Genomic DNA, 13445 nt, shown 5'->3' with positions numbered 1-13445 from the left:
TAGCCTCTACTTACACAACCTTTCGGTAGGAAAACCATTCTTCATTAGCGGGAAGACGCCGCATGATCTGATTGACGGCAGCACCGATGTTTGTCGCCGTCCCGGGAGCGATGACCATCCAATTCTTGCCCGCCGACGGCACATACTCGGCGACCAACCGCCCGTCGGGGGAGTCGATGACGGTTACCACGCTCTGCTCGACGTGCGTGCGCGTGGTCCGGCCAGTGTCCACGCCGGACTGCAGCGCCACGATCGAAGCCTGCGTTGAGCGTTTGGGATCAGCGGCCAACATCAACATGCGCTGCTGATCGGCGTCCAGTTGCTGACCGGCAAGGAAGTTCTGCAGAGTTTCCGGGCTGTTCACGCCCGACTTGAGGGCATCGACATCAAGCGTCACCGGCCGCAGTGGTGCGGGTGTGTTTGTGCCGCACAATCTTTCGATCTGGGCGATCAGCACCGCGTTGGCCGCTCCTTCGGCGCTTGCCGTTCCGGCCCCGCCGATGCGGACTAGTTCCTCTGACCGCTCCATCACCACCCACCACTGCGCGAAGCGCGCCAGCAGGGCATTGGCCGGCTGGTCCCCGGTATCAGGGTTGCGAACGTGAAGGAGAAGTGCGACGTCGCGGCGTGCCAGCACCGTCAGCCATTCCACCACAATCGGGTCAACCGCTCCCGCATCGTCGATTACGCCTTCGGCGCGGAGTTCAGCGGCGATGGGATGGCCCAGCGCCCTCTGCGGCGTCTCGAAGCTCGGGAGAATCGGCCGCAGCCTCAGCTCGGGAGCGAGCACCTCGATGCCGGCGAGCACCTGAAGTACCCACAGCCCGTCGATAGTTGTGGTCAACATTGGTCTATCCAAGCCACTGGGGCGCACGCCAGGGTGCGCCCCAGTTCAGCGTTTTTCTGGCGCGTCAGGCGAAGAAGTTAGAAGAACTCAGGTCTGTCGCGTGGGCCGATGCGTTCACGGTGTGGATCGTCTGGCCGTGTTGCGCGACGGTTTCGATGAGGCCCTCGAAGCCGCGCAGCATTTGAATTTGCGCCTCGTAGAAAGCCTGGTGCGCCTGGCCTTGGAAGAAGCCGCCGATTTGATCGGTCCGATGCTTGATGTCGTCGTGGTGCTCCATCAAGATTGCGGCCTGGTTTCCGACACCAGAAGCCAGGTCGTTGACGGCGCCATGGTCGTACTGAATGTTTCCGAAGCTTGTCACGTTGATAGGTCCTAACTCGCGAAGGGTTTATGCAGTGCTAACTGGAATGAGTGCTACGCGTTGAGCGCGCCGTCGCCGGCAAAGCCAGCGAAGCTGTGCGCCGCGTCCATCTCGTGTTGCTCCATCATCAACGCGACCTTGCCGAGTCCCTGAGCCAGCTTGGACCCCCAGGCAACTGCCTGCGCCAAGTCGTGCTGAACCTTCATCGCGGTGTTAGTCGATGACGTGTAGCCGTCGCCCTGCCACGCAACACCCATGTTTTCGTGATTGCTCAGATACTGGTTCGCGATGACGGTAGCGTGTTCCAGGGCCGTCTCGATGGCCTGCTGCGTCGAGCGCATCATGTCCGGCGTTACCTGAAGTAGTGCCATTGCCTCTCCCTTGCTAGTGCTCCCAAACCGGGACGTAGCGCTAGTGTAAGCGTGGCGCGGCGGTCGCACACCTCACCTTTAGATCCGGCCGTCCACAGCGGCACCACTGTCAACGCGCTACCCTCTCCGGCGCGTCCATCAGCGCTAACCCGTGCGCGCCGGACGCATACGCAGCTGACTTCTCGACCGCGACGGCAGCTCGATCGGCGCGCTGTCCCGCGATAATCATGCACAGGCCAATAGCGAAGCCGCCGATTACCGGAGCGACGACGACTCACATCCGGCTACCACTACCCGGCCGAGCAGCATGAAACCCCGCCCACGGAAACGTCAGTAGATCCGAAATTTTGAGGTCAGTCCTTCATTGCTGGTACGACGGGGAATTACCGTAACGGGGACGCGAAACTAACTCAATGTCGCCGTCGGACACGGTTACCAAGATCTGAGCGCTATCCTCGGAATTGGCGAAATCTACTTCGTATTCCGCAGGTAGGGCTCCGTCGGAGTATTCCGTGTAATCTACCACAACGGTGCCCGTCGAACCCGCCGGAAGATTGCGCTCGGGCAACGGTCGCAGCAAGCGGACTATGTCGTTTTCTCGGGGTTTATCTTCGGCGCTCAAGGGAACTTCATAGCCCTTGAAATTCGCGAGGAGGTCGGCGACAACTCGTTGCAAGTCGACTTCTTCTTCGTCAGTTAACCGGTTCCGGTCGCGGGCGAGCGCTGACGCATAGGTGGCCTCGAGATAGCCCCACTGCCCGATCAATGAGCTAGTCCAGGATCTATCTGCAATCTCGTCGAGAGCCCAGATTATCGACTTCAGGTCTCGATCGATTCGTTCGAGTTCGGCGAACCCTCCACTGTAACTAGTCAAGGACTCAACCGCCAGCTGCCGCAGATATGCAATCCGGTCGCGACTATCATTTTCGTTACGCATGCAAGTGTCCGAAGCTCACAGTGACGATTGTGCCGTCAAGGTCTTGTATGACGCTAATGTTGTTAGTAGCATCAAAGAAAATCGTTCTCCCAAATTTGCCGGGTTCGATCGCTCCTACATGCAACGCTCTGTTCACAGCGCTGAGCGGAATACCCTCACTTTGCATCTCGTCAATGGCGTGACCGGTGAAGTTGACACCATCAATTGTCGCCGGACTGTTCGTTCCTTTGGGCACGTTGAGCGGACTCCCGCGCTGACCAATCGGCCCCTGCGATAGCGGCGGCTCTTGATGGGCCCAATACGGCGTATTCGGCGACTGGATCGTCTGGGCTATCGAGGCAGGTGAGTATTCCGCGTTGTACGATTCCACTGTACCCTCGAGCTGCGCCGCCCAGTGATTGTAGTAATTGGCCTGGCTGTTATACCCCGCGACCGCGACCGGATCATAGGGGTTTGGCGGATGTTCGTTGTGGAATTTGATTGCGTCTTCTAATTCTTGCAAATTTTTCAGCGCAGTCTGAGCGTCTTGTGCTCGTGGTGGCGCCGTCCAACCCGAAACGTCCGGACGCCGCTGCAACGGAGGCTGACCCGGCTCGGGCGGGGGCGCCGGTGGCGGCGGAACGGGTGGTGACGGGTCCAGCGGTATGGGCGGGATTCGTGGGGGTGCTTGGGGTGCTCCCGGAGGCCCGTTGCCGAGCATTTGGATGCCGGTGCCGTTGGTGCCGGCGCCGGTGGGTCCGGCCGATGGCGCAGGCAGGCTGGTTTGTGGGACGGCCGGCGGTGTCGGCAGTTGCACCGGCGGGGTCTGTGCCGGCGCGGGCGGGGGTTGCAGGGTGGTGATCGTGCCGGTTTGTAGTTGCGCCGCCGAGGGCGGGGCGGGTTGTGACGGCGGTGGGGTCGGCGAGACGTAGGCCAGCCGTTGAGCCGCGGTTGCAGGGGTGGAGGTGGTGGCGGTGGTGGTCAGCGGCATGGCCGAGACCGGGCCGCGGAGGGCGGCGGCGTTGAGCATGCCCGGTTTGAGGCCGCTGGCCTGCCCGCCCGAGGGCGCCGGCGGGGCCTTGAACGGCTCGGCGGGCTTGATGAAGCTGGTCACCCCCGGCGGCCCAGCCCCCGGCGCCCCGGTCACCGGGGACAGGGTCTGCACCGGCGGCGCCGGGGCGGGCGCGTTGATCGCCGCCGCCGAGGGCGGCAGGAACATGCTCATCGGCGGGGCCTGCGCCGGGCCCGTCGACGGCATCGCCGGGCTGTGCGGTTGCACGTCGGCCATCGGCGACACCGCCGCCGTGCCGCCGCCGCCGGGGGCCGGCGCCGACAACGGCGCCGCACCCAACAACCCCGACCCCGCCGACTGCAAGACGCCGCCAGCGGCCGGGGCCATCGCCGCGGCGGCCGCCTGCTCGGTCGCGCCCATCGCCGCGCTGGCCGTCGTGATCCCGGCGTTGGCGCCCACATCAGCAGCCGCCATCGCCGGCGCCGCCACCGACCCCCCGGCCAGCGACGGCAACGCCGACAGCCCCGACAACGCCGCACCGATCGCGTCCAGCCCCGCCCCGTAACTCAACCCCGCCGAGGCGTTGTTAGGCCACATAAACCCGAAATACTCGGTGTCCAACTCGATCAGCCGCGGCGTCAACGCCCCCCACACCCACGGATTGACCGCGTTATCCACCAGATACTCACCACGATTAGCGTTGGCCTGCACATGGGTGACCATCCGCGGCGGCGTCATCGTGTGCAACTCCCCGGCGGCCTGCAACAGCTGAGCCATCAACAACGACAACTGCCCATAGCTTGTGTCATCGGCATTCAACCGGGCCACCGACGCCGCCGCCGTGATCCGGGCCACCCCCGACCAGTCCGCCCCGACAACCCCGTCGTTGACTTGCGAGGTCGCCGCCGTCGCATCCACCGCAGCGCCCAGCGCCGAGAGCGCCGCGCCCGCCGCATGCATCGGCGCCGCCCCCGCCCCGCCGGTCATCGTCACGTACGCGCTCGCCGGATCGATCCCCGGCCACGGATGCACACCCATAATTTCAGCGGCGCCGGCCGGCGCTAAATGGCGGCTGCCGCCGCCCGCAGCGCCTCAGTCGCCACCGCATCCAGCATCGCCGAAAGCTGCGCCCCCGCATACAACCCCCGCTGGGCCGCGTGCTGCACACCCATCGCCACATGCTGCTGGCCCGCCGCGGCCACCAACGCCGAAAACCTCGCCGAATCGGCATCCAACGCCATCGGCGCCGGCACCAACACCCCCGCCGCCCCCGATGCCACCCCCGCCGACTCCGCCGCCAACCCCGCCTCCGCCGCCGCCGACACCCCCACCACCGCCGGCACCATCGCAAACACCACCGCAAACCTCCGCAAAACCAAGGGCACAGTTAGACAGATCGTAGCGAGAATGCGCCCAACTCGCGTACATGAAAAATCGCCCGACCAGACACGGACCAAACGGACAGAAATCGGTCGTCGCAACCGAATGACAACAGGGTGCTACTCCGACGCGACGCGATCGCCGGGAACCACGACCCGCGCGTGCGTCACAGCCTCTTGCGAGGGGCCCTCACCGTTGCCGCGCGCGGCCATTGCCGCCGGCGCCATCGGCATACCGGTAACGCCACTACCCACGGTGCTGGTCGGTCGGGATACTTCGGTCGCGTTGAAAGCAGCGGTCCGCAGGCCCGTCGGCCTCCCACCGGTTACCGGCTCGAAAGTACTGGCGGGACGGGTGTAGCTGGTCAAGCCCGCCCCGGGAAACGCGCCGGCAGCAGACCCCGCGGCCCCCGCCGCCCCGGCGCCCAGGCCTCCGGCTGCGCCGCCACCGCTGAGGCCCAGTGGCGCGGCAACCGCTTCCGCTTCGGCCGCCTGCTGAGCCGTGGCCGAGGAGAACAATCCGCTGGTCGACCCCATCAGCGACGACGGCAGGCTGCTCAGGCTCTGCACCCCCTGCATCGGGGCTTGCAACACCCCGGACAGTGGTTGGACCACGGATGACGCCGCCTCCTGCAGCGGCCCGGTGAAAGAACTGAGTTGGTCGGTGATGCCGCTGGCTGAGGATGCCGGCGCCTGGCCAGCCGCCTGTGCGGCCTGGCTGGACAAGCTGATCCCGTCCTGCCCGCCGGTAGCCGCCGCTGCCTGCGACACGGCCTCGCCCGCCTCCGCCGGCGCGGCCGCGGACGCACCCACCGGGGCAAGCGGGGGCGGTATGCCCAACGCGGCGGTGAACCCGCTCATCGCGGTGGAATACCCCATGCCGACCGTTGAATTTTGCGGCCAGTGCTCTCCGTAATATTCGAGATCCCGCTCGATAATGGCCGGGGTCAACGACCACAGGGCGCCAGGATTGGCCTTATCCATCGCCTCGCGCTCGGTGCGGTTGGTCTGGCTGACCACGGAGGGAATGACGGACGACCGTGCCGTCGTGAATGCGTCGATAGCGCCCTGGGTGACGGCAATCTTGTGCGCGGTCCAACCTGCAATCGTCTGCAAGCCGGCGTTGAGGCCGTTGGCCGCGGCAGCCGAGGCATTCGCACCAAACCCGTGCCACGAGACCAAGGTGGATGCTGTGTTGGCGCCGGACATGCCGGCCGCCAGCGCGTGGTGCGAGGTCTCGGTGGCCCAAACCAGATTGTTGCTGATCACCGACGCCGGGGAACCGGCCTCGAAGGTGGCCGCGATGGCCTCTGGTGGGCCCGTCCAGCGTGGGTCGCCCGGCATACCAGTCCGTTAGCCCAAGGCGGTGCCGTGGATCGCGTCCATGGCCGCGTATGTACCGGAAGCCAGCGACTGCGCACCGCTCAAAGCGGTTCGCTGCTCGACGTGACTGGCCATCGTCGCCAAATACGCTGCGCCGGTGGCATTCAGCGCTTGGGCAAACTCGGCCGAATCGATATCGGCCGCCATGGGCGTCACACCGGTGAGCGCCGCCGCACCGGCCGCAGTGGTGGCTGCCATTTCAGCACCAATGGTCGATTCGGTGACCGACGACGAAGTCACCGCTGCTGGAATTACGCCGAATCCGCGAGTCATAGCGCCTCCGAAGTGCCCGCACAGAAATCGCTCCGCCAACAAGTCGTCTGAGTTTAAAGTGTTAGCCGCGCACTGTCGAGTCAGCTCCTCCTATTCCGGGCTTCCCACCAAGACCCCTTCAATGTCTCCCTCGGTGGTCACTAACAAGCCGCGTCCCGGCGCCAACTGCTGAGCGCTCGTCCTGCCGAACACCTTCACACTTGCCGGATCGTTGTCCATGAACAGCGTTGGCGAGCGGGAGCCGGTCAGCTTCTGAACAAACGGGTTCATCACCACTTGCGCGGCCCAGTTACCGGGCAGCCGTGAGGAAACGGCGTGCAGACCGATTTCCCGGCTGCGCTCGATCAGCCCCCACAACGGGGCGGTCGCCGCCGGCCGTACCGCCTGATTGTGAGGTCGAAGTTCGTGTTCGTCGTCGATCAAAAGGAAATGGCGGGGCCCTTCCCACGATTTCAGGTTCAACAGCTCTTCCTGAGTCAGGCCCGACGGTGGGAGACGCTCCTGCAGCAGCGCCGCGAGTTCTCTGATCACGGTGTCGATGTCGTCCGCGGTATATGCATAGGCCCGCACGTGCGCGCCACGGATCTTTCCGATGAGCGTCGTCTTCGGATCGATGATCGTGATCTGGGCCTGCTCAGGCGTAAACCTGTCGGTGATAGCCTGGCCCAACGCCGCCAGGGTCGTTGTCTTGCCGCACAGCTGCCGGCCCACCACCAAAATGTTCGGCGAGATTCGGGTCGGCAACGCCACCGGCTGCAAAGCGCTCTCACCGATTGCGAATGGAATGTTCAACGGGTCGGCAGCCTCGGCCGTTCCGGCGAAACGTGCGATGACCTCACGCAGCGGCACCCGGTCGGGCAGCCGCGATAGGCGTTCGACCCTGCCGGTACCGGTGATTTCGGCGATCAGCGAGCCGACGCCGCGGGTCCCCACCCGCTCCCCGTTCGTTCCGGTGACCTCGGGCACCCCGACCAGTAGCTCATGCCCGTCGCGGGTGAGCCCAAATCCAGGCCGGTCCAAGGTATTTCGTGCAGCTCTGCGCTGCTCCATCGACGTGCCCATCTGCGATTCGTCGGGGTTGCTCAGCCGCAACTGAATCCGCGCGTTCGACACGTTGAGCAGACCCTGTTTCTGGCCGACGAACCACGCGGTGGCGCTGGTCATTACGTGAACGCCGTACGACAGGCCCTGACGCGCGATGGCGATCGCGCGATCGCCCATACCGGCATCCTTGTCGTATAGATCGCCATAGTTGTCGATCACCAGAAAGACGTCGCCGAACTTGTCGTCGGGATCCGTTCCCCCACCGCCGGCCGCGCCGAAGCGTCGCTCACGAAACTCCGAGATGTCGATCTGGTAATGCTTGAACGACGCCTCACGCGCGCGGATCAATCCCTCGATCGTGGCGATGGTTCGTGACACTCCTTCGGTGTCGTTGAGGCTGACCACCCCGGCCGCATGGGGATATTCCTCGACAGGGTATAACGCCGCCCCAATGCAGAAGAACGTCACTCGCTCCGGGCGATACGTCAAAGCAGCCGACGTCATCAGCGTCATCAGCGTGGTGGACTTCCCCCGTTGTGCGGTGCCTACCACCATGATGTTGTCCATCTCGGCGTCGATCACATGAACGCGTTGAACATGATCTTCGGGGATGTCGACGATCGCGAACGGAAAGACCAAGCCCGCGTTTTGTCCATAGTCAACATGCCAGGGCTTACCACGCCAATAGCCCACCAAAGCGTCGACCTGTTCAGGGACTTCCAATGGCGGAAGCCAGATTTGGTGCGGCAATCGAGCCGGGTGCGCGACCAGCGACTCGCGGATGACGTCGAGTAGTTTCTTCTTCCGGAATCCGTCACTGTGGAAAAGGAATTCGTCGGGTTCGTCGGGCGCGTCGGCCACCGTCAGGGCGACGGTGTCCTCGGCACTGAGCGGCTGGTACTCCCAGGTGAACGGTCGTGGCTGGGAAAAGCTCACGTCGATCGTCTGGTTGACGTTGACGGCCTTCTTGGGCAAAACGAACGGCGCCGATAAGTAGAAGCACCGAAACGGTTCCAGGTCGCGTGGGCCGACTTTGAGCAGAGCGTAGCCGTTTTCCTTCGAAGGGAGATGCAAAGCGGCATCGCTACCGATGACGTCGCGTGAGTCCTCGGCGGTCTCGGCGCGCAGCGCCACCCGGAATGCGATGTTGCTCTTCGCCTTGCTCAGCGAAGACAGATCCAACCGCTGGCCGCCGAGCGTGAAGAACACGTTGCAGCCACGGCCTTCCTGGCCGATGTGGATAACCAGTTCTATCCACTCTTGGTGGTGGTGGAACAGCTCCAGGTATTCGTCGATGATGACCAGCAGGATCGGTACTGGTTCCAGGTCTCGGCCGGCCAGCCTCATCTCTTCGTACTCGTTCGCGTCGCGCGCGCCAGCCTCCTTGAAAAGCCGGTATCGCCGCCCGACTTCGCCGTTGATGGCCTTGCGCATCCGCTCAGCTAGATGCCGGTCGTCCTTGCCGAGATTTGACAGCGAACCGGCAACGTGCGGCAAGCCCTCCAGATCCTGAGCGGCCGATTCGAACTTCATGTCAACGAAGATGACGATGAAACTCTCAGGTGAATGCGTCAGTGCGATCCCATTACACAGCGATAGGAAGAACTCCGACTTGCCCGAGCCGGACGTTCCGATCACCACAGAGTGAAAGCCGAAGCCGCCGAAGTCTTTTGCGCGGAAGATGACGTACTGCAACTCGCCGCCCGGTTTCACGCCGACCGGCGCCATTGCCCACTTCGCATCACCACGCCCACGGCTGTCGGCCCACAGCCGGTCGACGTCAAGCTGGCGCGGATCGCTAATTCCCAGCGCGCGTAGCAGTTCACCGCCCTGACTGTCGGTGTCCGACAAGTCGCCCGCGCTCATCGGTGACCACCGCGCCAACGCCCGCGCATAGCGGTTTGCGGTGGTCTCGGCCAGCACGTCAGCCACCGCGTAGAACGCGCCGCGGTGATACAGCCGACCTTCTCGCAGCTCGAAACGTTGATCCTCGCCGGCGAAGCCGACACCGACGCCGGGGCGAGTCGCCAACCGCAGCACCGTGATTCCTGCCATACCTTTTTGACCTGTGACGCTTTCCCACTGCTCGGGTGTGCCGACGTTGTCATCGACGATCACCCAGTGCGGACCCAGCGTCAGACCCGGCGCCTGCATAGCCGACGGCATCGACGTCGGACTGCTCCCGGCCGGCGGCGTCCACGGTCCACGACCCTTGCGGTGCAACTCGGCGTCGAGCGCTTCCTCCAATTCTGTCGGCGAGATGAACACCAACCGGCGCAGCCCACACGCATCGAACATTTCGTCGTGCTGGTTGTGCGGCAGCCATACCAGCCACGACCACAGCTCGGGGTGACGGGTGACGACCATCAGCTTGAGGTCGCTCGGGCTGTGATAGACCGCCAGTGAGCACAGAATCGACCGTGCAAGGCTGTGCAGTTCGGCGGGATCGGCCGCGATGAAGCTGAATCCGGGCTTGGACCGCAGACTCAACACCTTGCCGATTCCGCGGATTTTGCTTTGCTCGAGAATGAAATCCCGCAGCGCGCCGCCGGTGACCGGCTCGAGTTCCTCCCCGATCGGAACTTCCGGCCACTGCAGCGACACCGCCGAGTCACTGGCCTGCTGTATGCCGATCCCCAGCCGGACATCAAGAAAATCGGGGTCGCCCGGACGCCGTTCCCACATCCGCGGTCCGCCGATAACGGTGTCCAGTTTCCGGGGATCACCGTGCAGAAAAAGTTGGCTACGACGTTGCTCTTGGGCGGCGCGCTGTACCTCGTCGCGGTCCTCGTCGAGCTGGCGCAGATAGACACGCCGCTGCTTTTCCTGTTCGCCCCAAGAGATCCGGCGCCCGCGTCCGAAGCGTCCACTGAACATCAATGCCCCAAACCCGGCCAGGCCCATCATCGGGAAGAAGCCGGACTGCAACGACCGGACCCCGGAGGTGTACATCACCACCAGGGTGCCGATGATCCCGACCAGCAGCGCCGGCAGTGCGATCATCAACAAGATGTTGCGCGGCTCGCGTTCCGGCAGCGCCAGCGGCGGAGCGACCGCCACCCGCACCGGAGGAACCGCCGGCGCCGGCTTTCGCGCTCCGCGAACAAAACCGCGTTTGGACATGCCTAACCTCCCACTTGCTGGTTGGCTTGCGGGATCGGCGCAACGGCGCCGCCACCGGTGATGGTGTCGCGCGCCAGCAAGGCGCTGTCACGGCTGATGGCCGGTCCAGCCGCAAAGGTGCGTACGATCGGCCACGGTGCCTGGACGGCGCTGCCCGGATTCAATGCGAGAGCTTGCAGCGTCTTGTCATCCCATTGCACCCCGTATCGAACGCCCTGTGGCGAAAGCCAAAACAGGTTTTCGCGGCTGCCCGATGTGACGACCCCGCTGGTCGTCGCGACAAAGTTTGCCGCTCCCGGCAGCATCAGTGCCTGGTCGGCTTCCACCGAATCGGGATCGCGGTCGTCGCGGACCAGGCTGACCAGCCGAGGGTCCATGTCGATCGGCGCCGGCAGCCCCCGGCCATTGAAGACGCTGATCGTCGCCTGCGGGTCGGTGGACTGCTTCTGCCACGCCACGCACGTGACCGGGTTTGCCGCGGTGTCAACGAAATTCAGCTTGCCCGAAGGATAGTAGCCGACGTTGAGCACGTCGACGATGGGAATGTGGATCAGCTTGTCCGGCGTGACCAGCGTCGGCGTGGCAGAGCCTTGAGCGAGCGCAGTTCGCAGCAGGTCGGCGACAAAACTGGTGATCTTTTGCACTCCGTCGGGCAACAGCGCGTAGAAGCCGGTGACAGCGCCCTTGGCGTCCTGAGTCTCCAGGACAGTCCCGACCGTCGAGCCCGGCAGCCACTTCGACGGAGTGCCTAACTCCGGGATCGCCGGAACCACAAGCGGTTCCGTCGCCGGCATGGCGTCGAAGAGCGCGTTGGATATCTCGACCGGATATGTCACGCCCGGATCAAGACCCAGGTTGAAGGTCACCGAACGGTCGGTGGGGTCGATCTGCGAGCGTTGTCCGCCCCAGATCACGTAGGTCGCGTTTTTATGGGTGCCCAGGACGGCCTGCGCGGGTCCCATCGGGGCTGCCCGGCCCGCCGTCGACAGCTCTCCAGCGATCGACGTCACCAGCGGCGGCGCGCCGGTGCCCCTCGGGCGTGCGGTGTCGCACACCGACCACGCCGACACCGAACTGGGTGTGACAGCCAGGCTGTCGGGCACACCGGGGATGCCGACCATCGGACCGGTGGGGTACTTGGCAATCTCGGATGCCTTGACCCAGGTCGGTGTCGCTGCCGTGCCGACCGCCAGCCGCGCCGACGTCAGGTTGAGAGCGGGGTAGAGCCGCCCGTTGATCTTCGCGAAGACCGCTCCGGTATCACGGTTACCGATGATCGCGGACTGGCCGACCAGGCCGGCGGGTTTCATGACGTGTAGCAGTGCCATCCAGCCGATACCGATGAGAACGAAGACAACTGAAAGTGCCACCGCGGCTTGCTGTTTGCGGTCGTCGTGCTTCATCCGCACCGAGAACCGGGTGATTGCGGCCTTCAACCTGCGGTTGTAGAACAGATGTCCCGAATTCTGATCGCGGTTGGACAGGTTGAGCGGCACGGTCAGTATCCTTTCGGCGGTCGATGCGCGTCCGCCTGCTGCACCATCGCGGCGAGATTATCGCCGTTGCGGTGCACGCCGTAGCGATGGATCACGTAGTTCATCGAGGCGCAGATATTGGCCACCGGATCGTAGATGGTGCTCGACGTTCCTGGCTGGTGGTAGCGCGCGAACGTGGCCGGAACCGTCTGGGTGAGGCCTCGGGCGAAACCCAGGCCGTGCCCGTCGGGCTGCGTGGGACCGGCAGTGGTCGCCGGCTCGGCGGCGACCACCGAGGCCCGCCCGCCTGATTCCCTGGCAATCAGCGTTTGGTACCCGCGGATCCAGTTACGGCGAGCCGCCGGATCGGTGATGCCCAGGCGATCCAGCGCAGCGGCGATCCGTTGCCTGACATGCCCCGGCGCATAGGCTCTTTCATACCCGACCGCACCGAGAGGCAGCGCCGCGACAGTGATGTGTCGCTGGCGCAGGTAGGCCAGTCGCATCAGCCGCCGCACCAGCAGGTGCGAGTTCCGATGTGAACGATGCAGGTACCCTCGCTGCCGGCGAAGGCGAGTGGCCATGCGCCCCAACGCTTCCTGCCGCCCCAGCGGAGTGTCTGCTGCCGGCACTGGGTCCCTGCGCGCGTCGTCGAGGACGCGACGGGTGCTGCGCCGTCCCGCGGCGTGGTCAGAATAGGCGGCCGCCAGCGCGGCGGCCAGTTCGCTGTCGGCCGCTGCGCTTTCCCGCAATCCGCCGGCCATTCGGCGGCTGACCGTCTCGGCCGCCCCCGTCGCCGCGCGGTTGACCGTGGCGAGCCGGTCCGCGCGCGCCTGAAGTTGCTCCGGCGCGTCGGCTATCCCCGCATCGAAATGGTCGGCCCCGTAGAGGTTGTGCGCGCGCGCGAGCAATTCCACCGCCCTCGACAACGGATCCGACGTCAATGGAGCGCTCCGCCGTAACGCGCCTCGTTCTCGGCTTGGGCCTCTTCGCGCAGCGCTGCGATGGCGAGGTTCAACCTGTCGGCCAACTCGCCGTGGCTGTATCCGGACACAACGGTCGGATGCAACGTCAACTCCACCAATCTCCCGTCGGAGTTTACGACCGCCTGAATGTCCCCGAGGTCGACGCTGTAGGTGATCGCCTCAGCCTGGCCGACGAGCCTCTCCCACTTATCGGCGGCCTCGCTCAGTTCACGCAGAACCGATTCGACGAGATCCTTATCGCTTAGCTGGGCGCGCCTGCCCGACCACGGCATCAT

Annotated in this window: 12 protein-coding genes; all 12 read right to left on the bottom strand. The window is 64.7% G+C overall.

Annotated features, from left to right (window positions below; all coding sequences use genetic code 11):
• Positions 1-10: 10 nt before the first annotated feature.
• On the bottom strand, positions 11-847 hold the full coding sequence (locus tag M5I08_RS00260; RefSeq protein ID WP_219066576.1) for an ESX secretion-associated protein EspG: 837 nt from the start codon (positions 845-847) through the stop codon (positions 11-13).
• A 64-nt stretch (positions 848-911) separates the two neighbouring features.
• Complete coding sequence (locus M5I08_RS00255) at positions 912-1208, bottom strand: WXG100 family type VII secretion target (protein ID WP_219066577.1); 297 nt, start codon at positions 1206-1208, stop codon at positions 912-914.
• A 53-nt stretch (positions 1209-1261) separates the two neighbouring features.
• Positions 1262-1579, bottom strand: coding sequence for a type VII secretion protein EsxD (locus M5I08_RS00250; RefSeq protein WP_219066578.1), 318 nt, complete (start codon positions 1577-1579; stop codon positions 1262-1264).
• A 361-nt stretch (positions 1580-1940) separates the two neighbouring features.
• A complete protein-coding gene (locus tag M5I08_RS00245) occupies positions 1941-2516 on the bottom strand; it encodes a DUF4926 domain-containing protein (RefSeq protein WP_249763011.1) in 576 nt (191 codons plus the stop codon).
• Positions 2509-4539, bottom strand: a complete 2031-nt coding sequence (locus M5I08_RS00240; protein ID WP_249763010.1) for a PPE domain-containing protein — start codon at positions 4537-4539, stop codon at positions 2509-2511. Before M5I08_RS00240 ends, M5I08_RS00245 begins: the two co-directional genes overlap by 8 nt.
• 29 nt (positions 4540-4568) lie before the next feature.
• Positions 4569-4892 (bottom strand): PE family protein, encoded by a 324-nt coding sequence (locus M5I08_RS00235; protein WP_249763465.1) that lies wholly within the window; start codon positions 4890-4892, stop codon positions 4569-4571.
• Between the two features lie 114 nt (positions 4893-5006).
• A complete protein-coding gene (locus M5I08_RS00230; RefSeq protein ID WP_219068942.1) occupies positions 5007-6230 on the bottom strand; it encodes a PPE domain-containing protein in 1224 nt (407 codons plus the stop codon).
• Positions 6231-6239: 9 nt separating this feature from the next.
• Positions 6240-6542 (bottom strand): PE domain-containing protein, encoded by a 303-nt coding sequence (locus M5I08_RS00225; protein ID WP_219068944.1) that lies wholly within the window; start codon positions 6540-6542, stop codon positions 6240-6242.
• A gap of 90 nt (positions 6543-6632) precedes the next feature.
• On the bottom strand, positions 6633-10709 hold the full coding sequence (eccCa, locus tag M5I08_RS00220; RefSeq protein WP_219068946.1) for a type VII secretion protein EccCa: 4077 nt from the start codon (positions 10707-10709) through the stop codon (positions 6633-6635).
• A 2-nt stretch (positions 10710-10711) separates the two neighbouring features.
• The gene (eccB, locus tag M5I08_RS00215; protein ID WP_219068948.1) at positions 10712-12205 is read right to left on the bottom strand and encodes a type VII secretion protein EccB; all 1494 of its coding nucleotides are present in this window, start codon (positions 12203-12205) and stop codon (positions 10712-10714) included.
• Between the two features lie 2 nt (positions 12206-12207).
• Positions 12208-13128, bottom strand: a complete 921-nt coding sequence (locus tag M5I08_RS00210) for a lysozyme family protein (RefSeq protein WP_219068950.1) — start codon at positions 13126-13128, stop codon at positions 12208-12210.
• Positions 13125-13442 (bottom strand): DUF2710 family protein, encoded by a 318-nt coding sequence (locus tag M5I08_RS00205; protein WP_219068998.1) that lies wholly within the window; start codon positions 13440-13442, stop codon positions 13125-13127. Before M5I08_RS00205 ends, M5I08_RS00210 begins: the two co-directional genes overlap by 4 nt.
• Positions 13443-13445 lie beyond the last annotated feature (3 nt).

It is taken from the genome of Candidatus Mycobacterium methanotrophicum, from assembly GCF_023515995.1.
In the GTDB taxonomy this organism is placed as follows: Bacteria; Actinomycetota; Actinomycetes; order Mycobacteriales; family Mycobacteriaceae; genus Mycobacterium; species Mycobacterium methanotrophicum.
This window is presented reverse-complemented; position numbering and strand designations above follow the sequence as displayed.

What these genes read in the sequence shown, in the direction of transcription:
- eccCa (WP_219068946.1), bottom strand. Translation starts at nt 10,709, where the DNA reads ATGTCCAAACGCGGTTTTGTTCGCGGAGCGCGAAAGCCGGCGCCGGCG.
- M5I08_RS00230 (WP_219068942.1), bottom strand. Translation starts at nt 6,230, where the DNA reads ATGCCGGGCGACCCACGCTGGACGGGCCCACCAGAGGCCATCGCGGCC.
- M5I08_RS00245 (WP_249763011.1), bottom strand. Translation starts at nt 2,516, where the DNA reads ATGCGTAACGAAAATGATAGTCGCGACCGGATTGCATATCTGCGGCAG.
- M5I08_RS00225 (WP_219068944.1), bottom strand. Translation starts at nt 6,542, where the DNA reads ATGACTCGCGGATTCGGCGTAATTCCAGCAGCGGTGACTTCGTCGTCG.
- M5I08_RS00250 (WP_219066578.1), bottom strand. Translation starts at nt 1,579, where the DNA reads ATGGCACTACTTCAGGTAACGCCGGACATGATGCGCTCGACGCAGCAG.
- M5I08_RS00205 (WP_219068998.1), bottom strand. Translation starts at nt 13,442, where the DNA reads ATGCCGTGGTCGGGCAGGCGCGCCCAGCTAAGCGATAAGGATCTCGTC.
- M5I08_RS00260 (WP_219066576.1), bottom strand. Translation starts at nt 847, where the DNA reads ATGTTGACCACAACTATCGACGGGCTGTGGGTACTTCAGGTGCTCGCC.